Source organism: Halobacillus faecis (assembly GCF_007991335.1).
Classification (GTDB): domain Bacteria; phylum Bacillota; class Bacilli; order Bacillales; family Halobacillaceae; genus Halobacillus; species Halobacillus faecis.
Genome location: NZ_BJYD01000014.1, coordinates 1 through 21,010 on the forward strand (window position 1 = coordinate 1; position 21,010 = coordinate 21,010).

At 43.7% G+C, this 21,010-nt stretch carries 17 protein-coding genes; 12 read left to right on the top strand and 5 right to left on the bottom strand.

Annotated features, from left to right (window positions below):
- Positions 1-154 precede the first annotated feature (154 nt).
- The 3 genes from HFA01_RS08375 to HFA01_RS08380 all read left to right on the top strand — a co-directional run bounded on the left by HFA01_RS08375 (position 155) and on the right by HFA01_RS08380 (position 3,555).
- Positions 155-1,633: a phytoene desaturase family protein gene (locus HFA01_RS08375; protein ID WP_146815155.1), complete on the top strand. Its 1,479-nt coding sequence runs from the start codon at positions 155-157 to the stop codon at positions 1,631-1,633.
- Between the two features lie 62 nt (positions 1,634-1,695).
- Positions 1,696-1,869, top strand: coding sequence for a hypothetical protein (locus HFA01_RS18890; RefSeq protein ID WP_167506210.1), 174 nt, complete (start codon positions 1,696-1,698; stop codon positions 1,867-1,869).
- 159 nt (positions 1,870-2,028) lie between these two features.
- Entirely contained in the window at positions 2,029-3,555 is a 1,527-nt protein-coding gene (locus HFA01_RS08380) for a BCCT family transporter (RefSeq protein WP_146815157.1), read from the top strand.
- Positions 3,556-3,681: 126 nt separating this feature from the next.
- Here the strand turns inward: HFA01_RS08380 and kynB are convergent, their stop codons facing one another.
- Genes kynB through recQ form a run of 3 tightly spaced genes read right to left on the bottom strand, consistent with a single transcriptional unit; the run spans position 3,682 to position 7,764 of the window.
- Entirely contained in the window at positions 3,682-4,314 is a 633-nt protein-coding gene (gene kynB, locus HFA01_RS08385; protein WP_246139302.1) for an arylformamidase, read from the bottom strand.
- A gap of 11 nt (positions 4,315-4,325) precedes the next feature.
- On the bottom strand, positions 4,326-5,603 hold the full coding sequence (gene kynU / locus HFA01_RS08390) for a kynureninase (RefSeq protein WP_146815159.1): 1,278 nt from the start codon (positions 5,601-5,603) through the stop codon (positions 4,326-4,328).
- Positions 5,604-5,622: 19 nt separating this feature from the next.
- Complete coding sequence (recQ, locus tag HFA01_RS08395; RefSeq protein ID WP_146815185.1) at positions 5,623-7,764, bottom strand: DNA helicase RecQ; 2,142 nt, start codon at positions 7,762-7,764, stop codon at positions 5,623-5,625.
- A 112-nt stretch (positions 7,765-7,876) separates the two neighbouring features.
- On the opposite strand from recQ, the gene HFA01_RS08400 reads away from it, so the two are divergent.
- The 4 genes from HFA01_RS08400 (at position 7,877) to HFA01_RS08415 (ending at position 12,436) form a co-directional block, all read left to right on the top strand.
- Complete coding sequence (locus HFA01_RS08400) at positions 7,877-8,812, top strand: NADP-dependent oxidoreductase (RefSeq protein ID WP_146815161.1); 936 nt, start codon at positions 7,877-7,879, stop codon at positions 8,810-8,812.
- Positions 8,813-9,145: 333 nt separating this feature from the next.
- Positions 9,146-10,606: a circularly permuted type 2 ATP-grasp protein gene (locus HFA01_RS08405; protein ID WP_146815163.1), complete on the top strand. Its 1,461-nt coding sequence runs from the start codon at positions 9,146-9,148 to the stop codon at positions 10,604-10,606.
- Complete coding sequence (locus HFA01_RS08410; protein WP_146815165.1) at positions 10,599-11,561, top strand: alpha-E domain-containing protein; 963 nt, start codon at positions 10,599-10,601, stop codon at positions 11,559-11,561. The genes HFA01_RS08405 and HFA01_RS08410 overlap by 8 nt, the downstream gene beginning before the upstream one ends.
- A gap of 23 nt (positions 11,562-11,584) precedes the next feature.
- The gene (locus tag HFA01_RS08415; protein WP_146815167.1) at positions 11,585-12,436 is read left to right on the top strand and encodes a transglutaminase family protein; all 852 of its coding nucleotides are present in this window, start codon (positions 11,585-11,587) and stop codon (positions 12,434-12,436) included.
- 37 nt (positions 12,437-12,473) lie between these two features.
- Here the strand turns inward: HFA01_RS08415 and brnQ are convergent, their stop codons facing one another.
- Positions 12,474-13,793, bottom strand: coding sequence for a branched-chain amino acid transport system II carrier protein (gene brnQ / locus HFA01_RS08420; RefSeq protein ID WP_146815169.1), 1,320 nt, complete (start codon positions 13,791-13,793; stop codon positions 12,474-12,476).
- A gap of 838 nt (positions 13,794-14,631) precedes the next feature.
- On the opposite strand from brnQ, the gene HFA01_RS08425 reads away from it, so the two are divergent.
- Entirely contained in the window at positions 14,632-16,488 is a 1,857-nt protein-coding gene (locus HFA01_RS08425) for a cation:proton antiporter (protein WP_146815171.1), read from the top strand.
- 39 nt (positions 16,489-16,527) lie between these two features.
- Here HFA01_RS08425 and HFA01_RS08430 read toward each other — a convergent pair whose 3' ends face one another.
- Positions 16,528-16,710, bottom strand: a complete 183-nt coding sequence (locus HFA01_RS08430) for an SE1832 family protein (protein WP_146815172.1) — start codon at positions 16,708-16,710, stop codon at positions 16,528-16,530.
- Between the two features lie 127 nt (positions 16,711-16,837).
- Here HFA01_RS08430 and HFA01_RS08435 point away from each other — a divergent pair, with 127 nt between their 5' ends.
- The 4 genes from HFA01_RS08435 to HFA01_RS08450 all read left to right on the top strand — a co-directional run bounded on the left by HFA01_RS08435 (position 16,838) and on the right by HFA01_RS08450 (position 20,865).
- Positions 16,838-17,683 carry a GNAT family N-acetyltransferase gene (locus tag HFA01_RS08435; protein WP_146815174.1) on the top strand — a complete coding sequence of 282 codons (846 nt, stop codon included), beginning with the start codon at positions 16,838-16,840 and terminating at the stop codon, positions 17,681-17,683.
- Positions 17,684-17,902: 219 nt separating this feature from the next.
- Complete coding sequence (locus HFA01_RS08440) at positions 17,903-18,457, top strand: TRAP transporter small permease (RefSeq protein ID WP_146815176.1); 555 nt, start codon at positions 17,903-17,905, stop codon at positions 18,455-18,457.
- A gap of 29 nt (positions 18,458-18,486) precedes the next feature.
- Complete coding sequence (locus HFA01_RS08445) at positions 18,487-19,752, top strand: TRAP transporter large permease (RefSeq protein WP_146815179.1); 1,266 nt, start codon at positions 18,487-18,489, stop codon at positions 19,750-19,752.
- A gap of 75 nt (positions 19,753-19,827) precedes the next feature.
- The gene (locus HFA01_RS08450) at positions 19,828-20,865 is read left to right on the top strand and encodes a DctP family TRAP transporter solute-binding subunit (protein ID WP_146815181.1); all 1,038 of its coding nucleotides are present in this window, start codon (positions 19,828-19,830) and stop codon (positions 20,863-20,865) included.
- Positions 20,866-21,010 lie beyond the last annotated feature (145 nt).

Below are 21,010 nucleotides of genomic sequence, written 5' to 3' on the forward strand. Positions count from 1 at the left end.
CTGATATAGCAAAGCGAGCTATTCCCCGTAGCCCCCATCCACTCAATAAAAGTCTCGAAACTGAGTCTTCAAGAAACCTGCCATTTACATTAAGAACATTCGTTACGCCTAAAAAGGGGAAGATGGGGGAAAAGAAGAGGAGGGAGGTGAGCGGATGATTTATGATGTTGGAGTTGTAGGTGCAGGCTTCGGCGGGCTGGCAGCTGCCGCTTCACTCGCCAAAAAAGGAATGAAAGTTGCCGTCTTTGAAGCCTCCAATGAACTTGGGGGTAGCGCAGGAAAATTCGAACGCAACGGCTACCGGTTTCAATCAGGGGCCACCCTTGGGATGGGATTTGAAGAAGGAGGGGTTCTCCATCGACTCTTTGATCAGTTAAACATCGATCCTCCTGCCATGACGTTATTAGATACGATCATGGATATCCACATGCCGGATCGCACCATTCATTATTTTCGTGAGCGAAGCCGCTGGTACGAAGAGATTCAACGAGTCTTTCCAATGCAGTCTTCTGCGATACAGGCGTTCTATGATGAAGTGTATAGGGTGGGGGCAGTGGTCGATCAATTAACGGAAGACCTTCCTGTATTTCCTCCAAGAACCTTCAAAGATTTCATACACGTCATACCTTTAGTAAACAAAGAAGCATTGAAACTTCTCCCATTCATGAACCAGACGGTAGAAGATCGGCTGAAAAAGTATGACCTTCATAACCATCGTCTCTTCCGTGTGTTTTTGAATGGCGAGCTGATGGATAGTGTACAAACAAGCGTTGAATATTGCCCTGCGTTTCTCGGGTATGCGGCGTTACAAACATTCCATAAAGGCGCTTACGCAGTACATGGGGGTCTTGCAGCGGTTGCCGAACGTTTGGCATCTTTCATTAAGGATTCTGGAAGCGACCTGTATATGCGGCATCCTATTCATAAAGTAGAGAAAAACGGCGGGCATTTTGAGTTTCATACGAAACGGGATCGAGTCTTTCGAGCACAAAAGGTACTGTTGAACAATTCTGTTCACAACTTCCATGATACGGTATCAAAAGATATGGGTAAACAATCCTATATTAAAGCGTTAAAAGAAGAAAAAAGGGATTCATGGGGAGCGTTTATCATTCATGGAGGCGTGGACGGGGGAGTTTTTAAGGAAGAAGACGCCGTGTATCATCAGTTTATTGACCCGCAAAAACCGGACGACCTCCATGATGGGGGGCAGTTTTTGATGTCATTATCTGATCCTCGAGATTCAACGATGGCCCCATCTGGAAAGCGCTCATTAACGATTTCTACTCACACATCTATTTCACCATGGTGGAATTCTGAACAATACGAAGCGGATAAGGAACATATGAAGAACCGACTACTGGATACGGTGGATTTTTACTTTCCGAGTTTTAAGGAAAAGTTAGACATCGTTCTTCCGGGAACTCCAGTCACTTTTCAAAAGTGGTTGAGAAGGAAATATGGAAAAGTGGGGGGCTACACTCCAACAGGAAAATACAGCTGGCTCAACAGCTATTCCATCCGAACAGGTATTCCGGACGTTTATCAGTGTGGGGATACGGTTTTCCCTGGCGCAGGCACACTAGGGGTGACACTGTCAGGCATGACCGCGGCAAAGGAAATGATGAGATGATTAACGAAAAGCGAATAGGGAATAAGAAAAGAAAAGGTGAAAGAGAAAGGAGATGAACTTGTATGTATAACGATGGAAGTAATGAAATGCCGGGATTCCAAACAAATCCTAATAACTATGATGAATGTCAGCGGTGTGGTAAACCGCTTCAGATGAAAGAAGAGAGAGAGATCAATCTTTGTAAGGAATGTCAGAATAGGCAGGAAGATCATAAGGTTGAGTCCAGGGAGGATTAATGAGAAGCGATCTCTTGCAAGGGATCGCCTTTTTCATGCCATTCTATATAAAATTCAATCCTTAATAGGATAAAGGATATAGCTTTACACCATAATAATAAGAGTGATAAAGTTGTACATTGTGCATTCAAACACATTATGAATTTAAAGGAGACAACTATGGAAAATAAGAACACAGGCCGTATTGACTGGCCGGTATTTGTAATAAGTGGAGGATTATTAGTCCTTTTCGTTATTCTTGCACTCATTAATATTGATTTGGTTGAAATGATCGTTAGCGATAGTTTCGCATGGTCAGCTAAGTACTTCGGTGCTTTTTGGCAAGTGCTTATGCTTGCTACATTCTTTGTTGGGTTATATTTAGCTTTTTCACGATATGGAAAAATCAGAATGGGGGATATGGAGAAGCCTGAAATAGGATTGTACAAATGGCTGTCAATCATTATGGCAACCCTATTGGCCGGCGGAGGTGTTTTCTGGGCAGCCGCTGAACCGATGTGGCACTTTTTGACTGTGCCTCCATCTCAGTCAGGAATTGAAGCCGGAACAGAAGCGGCAATCAACCCGGCCCTGGCGCAAAGCTTCATGCACTGGGGATTCCTGGCATGGGCTATTCTTGGTACGATTAGTGCGGTTGTTATGATGTATGGTCACTATCATAAAGGAATGCCGATGAAGCCTAGGACGTTACTCTATCCGATTTTCGGTGAAAAATTACGCCACAGCTGGATCGGGACGGTCATTGATGCCTTCTCCGTGATCGCTGTAGCGGCAGGGACGATTGGTCCGATTGGTTTCCTTGGTCTGCAGGCGAGTTACGGCCTTCAGGAAATTTTCGGAATTCCTAATCAGTTCAGCACGCAGTTTTCCATTATTTTTGCCGTTGTGATTATCTCGACGATTTCAGCTGTCACTGGTTTATATAAAGGGATACAAATTCTAAGTAGCTTTAACGTACGCATGGCGATTGGACTCATGGCGTTTATCGTCATCTTCGGACCAGGAGGTTTTATTATTGACCACTTCCTGGCAGGCTTCGGGTATTACGTGGATCAATTCATTCCGATGAGTACGTATCGAGGAGATGAAGGTTGGCTATCTCTATGGACCGTCTTCTTCTGGGGATGGTTCATCGGGTATGGACCGATGATGGCCATCCTTGTCAGCCGTATTTCAAGAGGCCGGACAATCAGGGAGATTATCATAGCCGTATCTGTCTTTGCTCCTGTTATTTCTACGTTCTGGTTTACAGTGCTTGGCGGATCAGGGATTTTCTTTGAATTAAACAATCCTGGATCTGTATCCAACGCACTGAATGAAGCAGGGAACCCAGCAGCCATGTTCGCCATTACTGAACAGTTCCCATTAGCGAGCGTAATTTCTCCGTTATTCTTGCTTTTAACGATTCTGTTCGTTGTAACGACGAGTGACTCCATGTCCTACACGATTGCCATGGCCGTCACAGGAGAAGGAAATCCGCAAAGCTGGCTTCGAGTGTTCTGGGCCGTATTGATGGGCGCGATCGCTGTCATTTTGTTAATCACAGGAGACAGTGGGATTACTCAGCTGCAAAACTTCATTGTTGTCACAGCTGTTCCAGTATCCATTCTTCTACTGCCAATGATTTGGCTCGCACCTAAAGTAGCGAAGAAGATGGCCATCGACCAGCGAATCACGAAGAAATAAAAGAGGATGCAAAAAATGCCCAGGATAGCCTCCTGGGCATTTTTTTATAACATTTCACTTTCCTGAAAACCACTTCGTTATAGTAGGTTCACCCATACATAAGGGAACAGATTTGGATGGAGCTGACTAGGATGCGTCGGTGCTGCGTAAGACGGCACGGACGGGGCTGCCGTCGGCTTGTTCTATTCTTAGTGGGAAGGCAAAGAGCTCATAAATTCCTTCGGGTACTTGAGAAAGTTCAATTCCTTCCAGGATCAAGATGTCATTTTGATACAAGGTGTGGTGTCCTTTTAACTCTTTACTCGTTTCTGGATCAACAGAAGGGGTGTCAATGCCGATGAGGTCGATGCCCTGCTGTTTTAAAAATGGACCTACGTCCTCACCAATGACCGTGTACTGATCAGGGAAGCGGGTGCGGTCTTTCCAGCTGCCCGTATGGAATAAAACTTTACTTACCTTGCTCAAATCTACATCTTCCAAAAGCTTTTTAGTGATGACTGGTTCATCTTTTACGGACACGATTAGAGCCTGGCCAGAAAATCGATCGACGGGAAGGTCTGCGATTTTTAATCCGGCCGAATCATAGTGGTAGGGGGCATCTACGTGAGTCCCGATGTGATTGCTTCCTTTGAATTGTCCGACATTGACTGATCCCGTATCCTCCATGGACCACGTTAGCTTGTATTCAAATCGCTCGTCTCCCGGCCAGGGAGGCGTATCATTGTTCAGTTTCATCGTAATATCAATGAATTTCATCATCATAGACCTCCTTAAGCGATGGTGTCTCTTTCATTTTTGAACTGCTTTTGTTTTTCATTCTCCATGATGTCTTTCAAGCGTAATACGACGTCATACACATCTTCGTAAGACGTATAAAAAGCAATCGGGGCAAGGCGGATGACGTTCGGTGAACGGAAGTCAGGGATGATGGCTTCTTGTTTGAGAGCTTTACAGATGCTTGCGGCCTCGTCATGGATAAGACAGACGTGGCCGCCGCGGCGTTCATCATTCAAAGGGTTGCCGATTTTGAACCCGTACCCCGATAATTCCTGGTGGATGAGATCCATCAGTAGACGAGTGAGCTTCAATGATTTGTTTCTAATCTGTTGAATGCCCGCTTCTTCAAAAAGTTCCAGTGACCCTATAAGCGGTGCTGAACTGAGCACATGAGGGGTTCCGATTTGAAAAGCTCCTGCGGATTCAGCAGGAGTTAGTTCGTGACTCATGTCGAACTGCTTGTCTTTGTCTGAACTGAACCAACCGGCAAGTCCCGGGCTTTTTCCGAGGTGCTTTTCATTCACATACAGTCCGCCAACCCCGCCAGGACCACTGTTCAAATACTTATACGTACACCAGACAGCAAAGTCAACGCCCCATTCGTTCAAGCGGTGAGGGAGGGCTCCGATCGAGTGGGCAAGATCAAAGCCGACGATGATCCCATATTCATGAGCCACCTTTGTTATTTTCTCAATATCGAGCAGTTGGCCACTACGATACAAAACGGAAGGCAGGAGAAGAACAGCAATGTCTTCGTCCATTTCATTAATAATGGTATCTTCAGATAACGTATAGCCATCCTCACTTTGGACACGGATCAAGTGCTCTTCCGGAGCTAACCCGTGCCATTTGATTTGGCTCTTTATGGCGTGAATGTCAGACGGGAAATTCAGTTCATCAGCCAGGATTTTCGTCCGTTTTCCTTCCGGCTTATAAAACGTCGCCAGCAACTGATGAATATTTGATGTGATGGAACCGGTATTGATGACTTCTTCCGGCTTTGCACCGATGAGAGGCGCGGTCAGAGCCCCAATCTTTTCTGACATGTAAAACCAAGGTTCTTCTCCTTCCGTCCATCCCCCGATGGCGTGTTTCTTCCAATCATTTAGTGAGGTGGTGAGGGTTTCTTCAGAACGTTTCGAGAGCAAACCAAGGGAATTCCCATCCATATAATAAAAACCTTCTTGGTAAAATTCACGTTTAAATGATTTTAACGGGTCTTGTTGGTCCAATGCTTTTACATCTTCTCTTGAAATGACAGGTTTAGTCATGAATCTTCCTCCTTAACGGTCATTCATCAATCAAGTTATGTTTCACAAGGACAGCCTTAATCATAGAGTAGCAATACCTTTCAGGCAGAGACTCTTTCAAGGGCTTCAACTTCCGCTCTTCCATTTGATCATAGGCTTGAAGTATTTGGCGTTCTTGTTCCTCATCAAACCATCGGTCCCAATCGATCTCATACCCTTCTTTTCCCGCTCGGAAAATGTGGTTCTCAATCGTTTGTTTGCCTATACCTCTTTCTTTTGCTATCTCTTTCACATCATTTCCCTGTTCCCAAAGCTCGTAAGAAATGATGTGACTGGGACGATCATCAAACGGATCTTTCTTATGAACAGAAGGTTCCGTCGAGCGAGTCGGTGTGGATTTCGTCTCTGCCGCTTCGCCCCACCGGCGCGTTTTCTCTAGGAATTGCTCTCCATACTTCTCGAACTTTTGCTCCCCGATACCTTTGATGTTCATCATCTCTTCTTTGCTTTCCGGGAGATAGATGCTCAAGTCCTTAAGGGTGGCATCAGAGAAGATCACGTAAGGGGGGAGGTTGCTTTCATCTGCAATCGACTTACGTAACTGTCGCAACTCTTCGAAGTAATGCTCATTGTATTCGGTTTTCTGTTTCTTCGTTGTAGATTCAACAAGCATTAAGACAGGTTGATTGCCTTTAATAACAGAAACAGCTTCATTTGTCAGTTTTAATGAAGGGTAACGTCCTTCACCTGTAGATAGGTAGCCTTCCGCCGTTAAAAACTGAATGAATCGAGTCAGTTCTTTTTCTGTATAATTCGGCATGATGCCATAGGTCGATAACTGTTGGAAGCGGAACTGCTTCACTTTTTGGTCGGAAGAACCTTTGAGAACCTTTGCTGTAAGGCCTGCTCCGAACCTTTCGCCCATGCGTTTCACACAGGACAATACCATTTGCGCTTCTTTTGTCATATCCTGCTCTTCACCATCGTGGGTGCAATTCGTACACTTCCCACACGGCTCAAAGTCTGTCGGATCATCAAAGTAATCGAGAATGTATTGCTGCAAGCAGGAATGGGTATGACAATAATTCACCATGGCCTGAAGTTTCGTGTACTCGTCCTTTTTCTTTTCTTCATTTGGTGACTGGTCGATCAAAAAACGCTGCAGGTTGATATCCTGACTGGAGAAGAGCAATACACAATCACCAGGCTCACCATCACGGCCGGCACGGCCGGCTTCCTGATAATAAGATTCAATATTCATCGGCATGGAATAGTGAATGACATACCGGACGTTTGATTTATCAATGCCCATTCCGAAAGCATTGGTTGCAATCATTGTGGTCACTTCATCCTGGACGAAATCCATCTGTGCTTGCTTTCTTTGATGTTCTGTCATTCCGGCGTGATATTTTCCAGCGGCAAATCCTTTTTTCGTTAAAAGATAATGTAGCTGGTCCGCATCTTTTCGTGTGGCCGTATAGATGATCCCGGATTCATTAGGAATCTGAGTCAGGTACTCGCTGATGAATTCACGTTTGTCACGGCCTTTGATAATACGGAAGGATAAGTTGTTCCTGGCGAATCCCGTATTGATTACATTCGTATCCTCAACATCGATTAACTCTTTGATGTCTTTAATTACTTCCTGTGTTGCTGTAGCTGTTAGCGCCATCAGGACGGGAAGGTTCGCGATCTTCTTTAAAGTAGGAACAATCGAACGGTAGCTTGGACGAAAGTCATGTCCCCACTGGGAAATACAGTGGGCTTCATCAAAAGCGATTAACGAAAGGGGAATACTGTTAATGGCAGCTAAAAAATTTGGTGAATCAAACCGCTCAGGAGCGACATACACGAAAGAATAGCGGCCGTTTTCCATATCCCTCAGCCTTTGTTGCTGTTCTGGGTGGGAAAGGGAGCTGTTGATGTAAGTAGCAGCCACCCCATAGGAATGGAGGGCATCCACTTGGTCTTTCATCAAAGAGATCAACGGGGATATGATGATCGCTGTACCTTGCAAAGTGAGTCCGGGGATTTGATAGCAGAGGGATTTTCCGCCTCCTGTTGGCATAACCGCCAAAGTGTTTTTTCCTTCTAAAACATGAGTGATGGCCTCTTTTTGACCGGGGCGGAACGAGGGATAACCGTAGTATTGTTGGAGAATATTTTCGGCCTGCTGAATCATCGTGATCATCCTTTTATACATAATCTTCTTTCTCCCACATCTTATCATGTTTCACGTGAAAACTGTGGGGAAAACTAAAGAAGTCATACTTCTAAGAAGGAGAGATTATAACATGAAGGCTATTGTTATTGAGCAATATGGAGATAGAAATCAATTAATTGAAAAAGACGTGGAGCGCCCGGTTCCAGATGAAAGTCAGGTCATTGTGGAATTGCATGCGACATCCATAAATCCGATCGACTGGAAATTGCGTGAAGGGTACTTGAAAGAAATGTTGGACTTTGATTTTCCTATCATTTTAGGATGGGATGCAGCAGGAATCGTCGCGGAGGTTGGTTCTGCAGTACAAAACTTTAAAGTAGGCGATCGCGTTTTCGCTCGCCCGGCTACAACAAGATTCGGAACATATGCAGAGTACACAGCAGTGGATGAGCATCTTTTAGCACACCTTCCTGAGAATGTTTCTTTTGAGGAAGCGGCCGCGGTGCCATTGGCAGGACTTACTGCATGGCAATGCTTGGTGGATTTTGGTGACATTAAAGAAGGAGACCATGTGCTCATCCATGCAGGTTCAGGCGGTGTCGGCCATTATGCGATTCAAATTGCAAAACAAAAAGGAGCTTATGTAGCAGCGACAGCCAGCGGAAAGAATCAGGAATGGGTAGAAAAACTGGGTGTCGATCGCTTTATTAATTACAAAGAAGAGGACTTCTCCGAGATATTGAGTGACTACGATATCGTACTCGATACCCTCGGGGGAGAAATTCAGGAAAAAAGCTTTTCCGTCCTGAAAGAAGGAGGACGTCTACCGTCCATCGTCCAGCCACCGGATGAAGATCTCGCGGCCAAGCATGGAGTTAAAGCGGGATTTGTTTGGCTTGAGCCGAGTGGAGAGCAACTGGCAAAACTGGCTTCCATGATGGAATCTGGAGATTTAGTATCTGTCATTGGCCATCGCTTTGATCTTAGTGAGGAAGGATTAAAAGAAGCTCATAGCGTCAGCGAAACCCACCACGCTAAAGGTAAAATCGTTATCAACATTAAATAGAATCTACTATACACTCGGACCCGGTCATCCCCCTGACCGGGTCCGTTTTTCATCGGAACTGAGTCTTCACAGAAGCTTCCAATGCTTGAGGACTCAGTTTCGATCCTTTTTGTTAGATGGGTACTGTGGGGAATGGCTCGCCTCCCGCAGGAGAACAAGGAGCACGTCCAATATCCCCTTAGCTCTCGAATTTCATTCTTACAAATCCCGCTGTTTACTTTGCTTTCTATCATAAGAGTCGACAAATGTTGTGTAAATTTTCTTACAATTTATGAGTGAGTAGAGTAAACTAAGGGTAAAGGATTTGTAGTAAGTAGGAATGGAGGAGAGGTCGTGCTAACTAATTATCAAACGGGAGTTTTTTTTGATGAAATGATGAAACAAGATGGTGAGCCAAAAAGGCACTATCAATGGTTTTATCAACTGGTCAATCAATTTACAGAACGCGATTTGATGAAAAAGCATGAAACAGCTCAGCTTAATTTTCTTAGACAAGGCATTACATTCACCGTGTATAACCATACGGGTGGAACGGAGAGGACGATGCCGTTCGACTTTGTTCCAATCATTATTCCGAGGCAAGATTGGGAAGAAATTGAAAAAGGGATGAAGCAGCGGATGACTGCTCTCAATCATTTTTTAGAAGATATTTATAATGGTCAGGAAATAGTAGAGGCGGGAATCATCCCAAGAGAGTTGATCGAGAACAATCCTTATTACTACAACAAACAAGTCAGTGGGATCGATATTCCTTTAAGGAATCATATATTCCTTGCCGGCGTAGACTTGATTAGAGATGAAAATGGTCAATATCGAGTATTGGAAGATAACTTACGTAATCCTTCAGGGATGTCTTATGTTTTCCAAAATCGTTATGTGATGAGACAAGTGTATCCTGAATTGTTCTTCCAACATTCCATTGAAACGTTGGAGCATCAATTGTCAGAGCTTCACCAGGCGGTGACCAGCCATTTACCTGCCAACGCAGACCCACATAAATCGGCGACCGCTGTTTTATTGACGCCGGGAATTTATAACTCTGCTTATTATGACCATGTCTTTCTTGCTCAGCAGATGGGAATCGAACTGGTCGAAGGTAGAGATTTGATTGTCAAAGATGATGTTGTCTACATGAAGACCATTAAAGGGTTGAAGCGTGTGGATATCATTTATAGAAGAATCGACGATGACTTCCTTGATCCGGAAGCGTTCCGGCCTGACTCTGCCCTCGGGGTTTCTGGGTTGCTCAGGGCTTATCGCAAAGGGAATGTATCGATACTTAATGGTATTGGTAATGGTGTTGCAGATGATAAAGCGATGTATGTTTATGTTCCGGATATGATTCGCTTCTACCTCGGAGAAGAGCCGATTATCCCGAACGTTGAAACCTACTTCCTTAGTGATCCTGAACGTCTCGATTATGTGCTGGACCACATCCATGAACTGGTTGTGAAAAATGTAGGGGCTTCAGGTGGTTATGATATGTTGATCGGTCCTCAGTCCGAAGAAAGTGAACAGGAAGAATTCAAGAAGAAGATCATTGAAAATCCTCATCAATATATAGCTCAACCGACCATTAAATTATCAAGGGCTCCTGCTTATCAGGAAGGTAGATTTTATCCATGTCATGTGGATTTACGCGTGTTTGTCATGAATGGTGAAAAGACAAATGTACTTCCTGGCGGGTTATCACGAGTAGCGCTCAAAGAAGGCTCTCTTGTGGTGAACTCCTCTCAAGGTGGAGGAGGAAAAGATACGTGGATTTTGACAGAAAGTGGTGATCACCATGCTTAGTCGTGTAGCAGATTCTCTTTACTGGATGTCGCGAAATATAGAACGTGCCGAAAACAATGCAAGGGTCCTAAGTGTCCAGCTCATTCACATGTTGGAAGCACAAAATCAGGAGGCAGCGGATCGGGACTGGGAAGAAATTGTGGAAGTCTGTGCTTCTGCGAAAGATTATTACAGCCTATACGATCGCCTAGACAGGGAGACGCTGATTCAGTACTTGACCATTAGTCCATTTAACGTCAATTCTCTTATGAATTGTATGAATTATGCCCGTGAGAATGCCCGTTCCACAAGGGATATACTTCCTGAAGAACTGTGGGAAGTTTTAAATGCCTTTCATTTGGATCAAAAGGATTGGCAGGAGCTCCCGAATACGAGGCAGCATACCCAGGACTATCTGGATCGAGTAATTAAAACTTCCATGACGTCGCAAGGGGTTATTGAGTCCAGTATGAGCCGTGGAACTCCCTATACTTTTATTAAAGTAGGAAAGTGGCTGGAGCGCGCGGAGAAAACGGCAAGAATATTGAATGTGACCTGTGAAAAAAACAGAAGAGAAGCGGATGTTCCGACAGATCACTACTATTATTGGCTGACAGCTTTACAGTTCTTAAACGGTTATGATGCATATATTAAGGAACACCCGCCAACAATGGAGTCCAAACATGTCCTCAGCTTTTTAATCAAAGAAGGGACGTTCCCTCGGTCAATTCGTTATTGCATGGACCATGTTATGGAAGCAGTAAACAAACTTGAAGGTGGAAAAATCTCTCATTATTCTGAGGATCTTTTTCAAATGCTTGAGCTCATTCAAGATGAAATTACGAGCACGAACATAGAGGAAATGGATATGAATGAACTGATGTCATTCCTCGATCATTTCCAGGATCGGTGCATGACGCTCAGTCGTATGTTCTCACAAACCTATTATTTAATTGAACCGGTCCACGTCAAGTAAAGGCTATCCAGGAGGAATACACTGTGAAGTTCCAAATTGAGCATACCAACACCTTTTATTATGATAACTTTGTCGATCAAAGCATGAATCATATTCGTTTAAAACCAAGAACGGATGAATGTCAGAGGTTACTGGCTTACCGGACTGAAATCACTCCAGGTTCGATGACGAAAGAACATATTGATCTCTGGGGGAATCATGTGGAAACATTCTTTATTCCCGAGAAACATGAACATTTAACGTTGAAGACAACGTCAACGGTCAGTATCCAAAAAAGCCCATTCATCCGTATGATTGAATGTTCAAGTGAAATGCAGACGATTTTTCATTCAGAACTTTTCCGTCATCACTATTTGGCTTACTTAAATGAAACCCCCTATACTTTCCTGTATAAAGAACAACATGAAGAGATTATCAATGAAGTCGGTGACGCAAAAGATCCGATCCGCTTTTCTTTAAGGTTGATGGAATACATTAATCAATCCATCAGGTACGATACGACGACCACCCAAGTGAATACCAAGGCGTATGAATCATGGCCGATAAGGGGAGGTGTTTGCCAGGATTATGCACACATCATGATCGGGGTCTTGAGATCCCAGGGTGTACCTGCCCGGTACGTAAGTGGGTATCTGTATGTAGGAGAAGATTCAGCACTCGTAGGTGATGCCGCTACACATGCGTGGGTAGAAGTGATGGTTCCCGGAATCGGCTGGGTGGGTCTTGACCCTACCAATAACGTGGAAGCATTAGAACAGCATATTAGAATTGGCACAGGAAGAGATTATGCTGATGTCAGTCCACTTCAGGGAGTATATCGTGGAGGTGGACAAAATCTTGATGTGAAAGTCAGCGTAACGCTTCTGGATCAATAAAAAATCCCTCTCCATGATGGAGAGGGATTTTCATACGTCATCCGTTCTGGAAGCTTTCTTTATGACGTGGCTGTCCTTTGAAATAATCGATCATTAAGCCGATAATCCCACCAACAATCGCTGGGAAGACCCAACTTAGGTTCAGTTCAAACAATGGCAGTTGACTGATGAATGGTTCGATGGATGATACATCTGCGCCAAAAGCTACGAGCCCATCATAAACCCCTATGACCGCCGTCAATAGAATGGCTCCTCTGTACACATAAGTGGAGTGATTAAAGAGGGGACTCATGAATGTTAGAGCGACCAAAACAATGGTGATCGGATAGACGAACACAAGCACCGGAACAGAATAAGCGATGATTTGGTTTAATCCAATATTAGAAATCGCAAAACTAATCAAAGTTACTACTATGATGACATGGTGATAAGTCATTCCGGAAACACGCTTGGAAAAGAACTGGCCACAAGCAACTGTCAGACCGATGCAGGTTGTCAAACAGGCGAGTCCTACAATGACACCAAGCAATAGCGCCCCTGCATCTCCATACATGATTTGTGCAGCACCCGCAAGGATGGCACTTCCATTATCAAAGGAACCTTCTGTTGCCATTCTCGCTCCGATCCAACCAATGGCCACATAGACAGTAGTTAGGCCAATCGCAGTTACTAAACCTGCTTTTAATGTCCGGCGGGTTAATACTTTTGGATCGGTGACTCCGCGATCGCGGAAGGATGAGACCACGATGATTCCGAAAGCAAGAGAAGCGATCGCATCCATGGTCAAATACCCCTCAATGAATCCTGTGAAGAAAGGTTGAGCCTGATATTTCTCCCCTGCTGGCTGAATCTGTCCATCGAGCATAAAAAAGCTTCCAATGACGAGACCAAGGATAGCTAAGAATAAGGTAGGGGTTAAAATCTGACCCACACGATCCACTAGTTTAGATGGATTGCGGCTGAGCCAATAAACAAGTACAAAGAATAAGACCGTAAAAATGAATAGCGTCAACGATTTGCCGTTTGTAAAAGGAACGACGCCTGTTTCAAAGGCTACGTTTGCAGCCCTTGGAATGGCGAAGAAAGGTCCAATGACAAGATAGACCATCGCCGTAAATAATAATCCGAACATCGGGTGGACACGTCCAGCTAATTGTACAGCCCCGTTGCGTACAAGCGATATCGCCGCTACTGTCACGATAGGTAACCCTACACCAGTAATGACAAAACCGAAAATAGCCGGGAAGTAGGATGTTCCTGACTCAATACCGAGGGATACAGGATAAATTAAGTTCCCAGCACCGAAAAACAAAGCGAACAGCGTGAATCCAATAAAAATTGTATCTCTTGCTTTCATACTGGCTCCTCCTCATAGATGTCTGTATATTTTGCGTAAAAAAAGCGCTCTTATCCAAAAGATGAGCGGCAATAATCAAGGCTTCTGCATGATTTTCATTATTGAAAAGTGAATGAGATTAACGCACCGCCGTAATACTATCAATGTCACACCTTTCTGTCAATTATTTTTTTAGAAAATTTAAAAGGTTATGATTACCATGCCATTTTTTGTGTGATTCCCTTACAAAATAAGGGTTTATTCAACAATATGGCAGGATTGTGGAAGACTCATTCTCTAGATGTTTCCGAGCCCAGGTAGAGCGCCAGGGGTGGCTGGGAAGCTACTCGCTTTCCTGTGGGGGAGTGGCAAGATTCCTCGGGCGGTCTGAGCACTAAGGGATCCCGCCTACCTCCCTTCTCCCACGGGAGTCTCGCAGCTTCCCAACCACCCCTTTCAATGTAAGGGAGAAACGAACCCTTGTACCAAGTTTGAAGGTCTTCCACTATCCAGTTGTAAGAGGTATAAAGCGCTCTGGATTAAGCTTTTTAGTGTTATGAGAGAGTCCCATTATTATAAGAGCTGACCTTTTGGTAGTGGTTTCGAGAATCTTTCATGGTAAAGGGGCGTAGGGGAATGGCGAGACTCCCGCGGAAAGCGAGTTATTCCACGCAGCCCCACCCACTCACAAAAGTCTCGAAACTGAGTCTTCAAGTAAAGGGAGCTATATTCGAAGAAGGTTTGATGGAAAAGGGAAGTTTTTTACAGACAATTTAGTTTACAGATGAGGGAGAGGCATATAGAATATGTCTATATTACACGAGGGTCGTACATACACCTTACAGAAGGAGACTGTTCAATGATAGATTCGTTACTATTGCAACTGATGTTAGTGGGGTTTCTCGGCGTAGGATCACAGTGGATCGCCTGGCGCTTTCGATTGCCTGCCATTGTCGTCATGTCCATCGCCGGTCTCTTAGCCGGGCCTGTACTAGGCCTCATGAATCCTGAACAGGACTTCGGAGAACTTTATAAGCCGATCATATCCTTGGCCGTTGCTGTCATTCTTTTTGAAGGAAGCTTGAACCTCGATATGAAGGAAGTGAAAGGTTTAGGCCGTCCCGTATTCAGGATTGTGACATTCGGTGCGTTTCTAAGCTGGATATTGGGTTCATTAGCGGCTCATTATGTGGCAGGTTTGTCCTGGGCTGTCGCTTTTACAATCGGAGGGTTATTTATCGTTACCGGCCCGACTGTCATTCTGCCTTTATTACGTCAGGCAAAATTAAAACCACGGCCAGCTAAAATCTTGAAATGGGAAGGCATCATTGTCGATCCGATCGGTGCCTTACTTGCGGTATTTGCTTTCGAAATCATCCTATTCCTGACGAATAATGATCCTTCTACGTTACTGATGTTCTTTGCCGCTTCCGCCTTCGCTGTCTTTTTAGGTTGGGTTTGCGGAAAAGGTGTCGGTTGGATGTTTGAAACAGGGTACATTCCTGAGTTTCTTAAATCCCCAGCCGTCTTTGCAGTGGTTATTGCTTGTTTTACGATTGCTGATGAAATCATGCATGAAACGGGTCTATTATCGGTAACTGCGATGGGAATGACCCTTGCGAATATGCACATCTCGTCCATTGCAGATATGCGACACTTTAAAGAGAATATATCCTTATTGTTGATCTCTACCATCTTCGTCATGTTGACCGCTTCCCTGACGGTCGATACTTTGGTGGAAATATTTAACATACAAATTATCGGCTTTGTAGCATTAATGTTGTTTATCGTCCGCCCGTTGTCGATTTTTCTATCCACTATGGGGACAGATTTATCTAAATCAGAGAAGCTTCTGGTCGGTTGGATTGCACCAAGAGGGATTGTCGCCCTGACTGTTGCCAGTTATTTTGCGAGTGTCCTTTTGGAGGAAGGGTTTGAGGATGCGTCGATTCTCATTTCATTGACCTTTGCTCTGGTATTTACAACCGTTGTGGCTCATGGATTCTCTATAGGCTGGCTTGCGAAAAAGTTAGGGCTGTCAATGGAGGGGCCACCAGGGGTTCTCATCGCAGGAGGAAGTGCATTTACAACAGGTCTTGCCAAGACATTGGAGGAACTTAAAATTCCCGTTCTTCTTACAGACTCATCCTGGCAGCGACTGTCTCGTGCCCGTTCCCGTGGGATTGAATCCTATCATGGAGAAATCTTATCTGAGCAAACGGAGTATTATTTAGATATGACACCATATGAGTATCTGGTTGCCGCTACAGAATTAGATTCTTACAATGCCCTCGTTTGTACGACTTTCGTACCGGAATTTGGCCGTAACAACTCTTTCCAACTTAGTTTAAGTAATAAAGAGGGGGACGATTTAGAAGATCTTGTGCATACGATCGGAGGGAGGGTCCTGTTCGAAGAAGGGGCTTCCTGGGAAGAATTGAATGCTAGAGTGGAAAATGGCTACGTATTCCGCAAAACAACGATTACAGAACAATATACTTTCCAAGACTACATGAAGAATATGGATCAACACGCCATGCTTTTATTTTCAAAAAGAGCCTCAGGAAAAGTGGAGTTCTTCACTCCGGAGATGGAGTATAAGGCGGAAAATGGCGATGTCATCGTTTCCTTAATGCCTCCAAGTAAAGAATTTGAAAAAATTCAGGAAAAGCTTGAGGGCCAGCGAAAAGATAAAGAAAACCAAAAGAAATCTTAAATTAAAAAGACGGAGGATAACAGGATCCTCCGTCTTTTTTTATTGCTCTGACTGAGCCAGTTGCTTATTCAGTTCCTTTAGCTCTTCTTCCATACGAGCCAGCTGTTTTTCTGCATTTTGTACATTACCCCCGGCAGCTTCAAGTTTATCTAAGTCACCTTGGATGCGGATATAATCAGATTTTAAGAAAGTGATTTGATCTTGGATTTCTTTTTTTGTCATGGTTTATTCTTCCTTTCTTTATGTTGTTCCACTTATCATTGAGACGTATAATGGAAAGAAAAATTCATCTTATTCAGAATTTTATCAAAAAAATGGTTTGAAGCAAAAAGAAAAGGGGTACTTACTGATGACTATAATTTATGAACACGATCCAATCAAGTTTCATGAACAAGTGGAACCATTACTCCTGGATAAGGAAGCAGAAAACAACCTGCCTTTGGGTGTTTTAGAACGTCTGAAGAATACTCAAGGAAAAGAAGCTTGTCATTTAATCAGGTTCCAGGACAACGGAAAAACTACATTCATGTCAATGAGAACGCCTCCACATTTATGGATCATTCCCTCTCTCAGTCATTGGGAACCTGCTCAGATCCGTGCATTTGTCCAGTACCTGGTTAAAGAAGAGCATGATGTCCCTGGAGTGCTTGGGGAACGGAAGGCGGTAAAATTTTTCTTGGAAGAATGGATGGACCATACAGGGCAGGAAGCAGAGCTTCAGATGGAACAAGGAATTTTCAGATTGCAACAATTGAAAACGATTCAAAAACAAAAAGGTCATTTAATTGAAGCGGACGCTTCTCATCAGTCCCTTGTTGAAGATTGGTTGAGACAGTATGGAAGGGAAACAGGGGAGGGTCATGTAGCTGGACGTGCGGAGGAATTGGCAGAAAATCTGATTGCGGATCGGCGCCTTCATTTATGGATCGTCGAAGGAACTGCCGTTTCCATGGCAAGTCGGGCACGAACAACCAAAAATGGAGCGACAATCAATGCTGTGTACACACCTGATCAATATAAAAGAAAAGGATATGCCTCTCAAGCGGTCTGGCATTTAACAGATAAACTGCTCAAGAGTGGTTACTCTTTCTGCTCTTTATACACAGACCTTGCCAATCCTACATCGAACTCGATTTATAAAAAAATTGGATATGAAAGAATGGGGGATTCCATTGTTTACCATTTTACAAAATAAGGAATTCGTATTGGTGAAATTGGAGCATTCAGCATCTATGATGAGCTATGTGGAACATATAAGCATCCAACAATTACAAGTTCCTTATAAGGTAAAATTTACATAAAATAGACGAAAAATTCTGTTTAAACTGATTTGAGTGTAAGACCACTATTTCGGTATTATGTTTAGTAATTGACCCAAAAACTACTACATCAATCATTTAGGGGGATTACATAGTTGAATGTATTAAAGGTAGTAGACAAAATCATTCTGAAGATCGAAGAATTCATATTAAGTTATGCTGTGATTATCATTGCCCTGATGGTCGTAGGAAAGGCGTTAAGCAGGGCGTTATTCAGCTATTCGCCACCCTTTGCAGACGAAGTGAGTCAAATTGCGATTGTGGTAGCGACATTCATGGGGATTAGTTATGCAGCAAGAAAGGGGCGGCATATTAGTATGTCCGCTTTTTACGACCTGGCTCCTTTCAAGGTGAGGAAAGTTCTAGCTGTGCTCATTCCTTTAGGGACCGCTGCTGTCTTATTTGTACTCGCTTATTATTCAGGCTTCTACGTCCTCGATGTCTATGAATCTGGCAGGGTGACATCTGCATTGGAGATGCCCGCCTATTACTTGTACATCTTTATCCCGATCGGCTTTTTACTCGGAGGTATTCAGTTTCTAAGAAATGCATGGATCAACATTAAGCATCGTGATGAAGTGTATTTAGGGACAGATGCGAAGGACTATAACGATGAAAAAACAAAAGAACTAGAAGGAACACACTTGTAAATAAATTACGATGAAGAAAGGGTAACGATATGATAGCCACAATGCTCATAATCATGGTGATCCTTCTTTTATTGAACTTTCCAATGATGATTCCGTTGATGGTGGCACCATTGGTCATTATGTTCATATACTTTCCGAATTTGGATCCTATGATTCTCATGCAACAATTTTCTACAGGGATAGAACCATATGTTCTTCTAGCCGTACCGTTGTTCATTTTTGCAGCGGATATTATGACGACAGGTAAGACTTCGAATCGATTGTTAGATTTTATCGGGTCTTTCATTGGCCATATCCGGGGAGGCTATGCGGTTACAACCGCAGCTGCGTGTACCCTCTTTGGTGCGATTTCCGGATCCACGCAGGCGACTGTTGTAGCCATCGGTAAACCGATGAGAGAGCGCTTGCTGAAAATCGGCTACAAAGATCCGACAGCGATGGCCTTGATTATCAATTCCAGTGATGTAGCTTTACTTGTCCCACCAAGTATCGGTATGATCATATACGGATTGGTATCTGGAACATCCGTAGGTGATTTGTTTATCGCCGGAATTATCCCAGGCGTGATCGTCTTCTTGTGCTTTTCCATTTACAGTGTCATTTACGCAAAAATGGCTGACATTCCATTAGCGAATAAAGCCACATGGAGCGAAAGGCTGCAGATGACTAAAAAGGCGTTGCTTCCGTTGGGGTTCCCGGTTTTAATTATTGGTGGTATCTACACTGGGTTGTTTAGTCCCACAGAGGCAGCAGGAATGTCTGTGCTTTATGCCTTTGTCCTTGAAGTGCTGGTTTACCGGTCTGTACATATTAAAGAACTGCCTAAAATTGCCCGGTCTACAGGTTTAGTGACATCTGCCGTCTTCGTTCTTGTCGCCGGTGGTCAAGCTTTTACATGGGTCATTTCATTCGCTCGGATACCGCAGATGATTACTGAAACCGTTCTAGGCTCAGACCCTAGTGCCATTTATGTTCTCTTGATGGTGACGATTTTCTTCTTCATTGGATGTATGTTTGTCGATCCAATCGTTGTTATCTTGATATTGACTCCTATCTTCTATCCTGCCGCGATGAGCGCAGGGGTAGATCCTATCCATTTAGGAGTTGTAATCACATTCCAAGCGGCTTTAGGTTCAGCCACACCTCCATTCGGAGTCGATATTTTCACCGCCAGTGCGGTGTTCAATAAGCCATATTTAGAGGTCATCAAAGGAACACCGCCATATATCCTGATGATGTTTGCTATCTCAATATTATTGATATTCTTTGAGGAACTTTCACTCATTCTTCTTTAATCCAGAGTGGAAGCTGATATACAAAAAAATGGGGAGGTTATTGTTATCTTTAGAAAAAATAGTTTGTTAACATTTATGTCTTTAGTCATGCTCAGCATGGTCCTTGCTGCCTGCGGTGGCAGTGACGGTGGAGACGGCAATGCCAGTGGTGATGGTGGAAAAACCTACAACTGGAAGTTCGTAACGGAAGAAGTGGATGGACAGGTCCAATATGAATACGCAGAAGAATTCGCTAAGCGTATGAATGAAAAATCGGATGGAGCTGTAAACATTGATGTTTATGAATTTGGTGGTCTTGGAAGTGAGACAGACCAAGTAGAGCGGCTTCAAAATGGAACCGTACAGATGGCGATTATGTCTCCTGGTTTTACAGGGAACATGGTAAAAGAGGGACAAATCTTTGCTTTGCATTTCCTTTTCCCAGATAGTGTGGAAAAAACACAACAAATTTTGAATGATAGTGAAGCACTGAATACAGATCTTCGCGAGCTTTATGAAGAACACAGCATTTCTCCGTTAGCTTACTGGACAGAAGGTGCGATGCAGTGGACATCCAGTAAGCCTATTGAAGAACCTGCTGATTTTGAAAACTTTAAAATGCGTACACAAACTTCTCCATTAATCCTTAAATCCTATGAAGCGTACGGAGCAGACCCTACACCCATGAGTTGGTCGGAGCTTTATACAGCATTGGACAGAGGGACAGTGGAAGGACAAGAGAATCCAATCTTCTTCATTGGAGATGCGTCTTTCAACGAAGTGCAGGATTACATGACACTATCCAACCACAACAACTATGTAGCGATGACGACAGTTAACACAGACTGGTATGCAGGTCTTGACGAAGAAATGAAGACAATGGTTGATGAAACCGTTAAAGAAATGCAGGACTGGGTATTTGAAGAACAGAAGACGCAAAATGAAGAGTACCTAGAAACAATTAAAAACGATACGGAAAACCCAACAGAAATTATCGAATTGACAGAAGAACAACGTGAAGCTTTCAAAGAAAAAGCACTCCCTGTTCGTGACTTCTACCGTAGTGATGTTTCTACCGTAGACGGACAAGTTCTCGATAAGCTTCTTGAAGAAATTGAAGCCGCAGGAGAATAAAGCACATAAAAAATGTCCAGAGCTCACAAGCTCTGGACATTTTTCTATGCTCACAAAACACTCTATTTCAACTAAAGCTCCCTTTCCTTGAAGACTCAGTTTCAAGATGTTTTCGGGGTTCGTTACTTAGGTTGAGCGTTAGGGG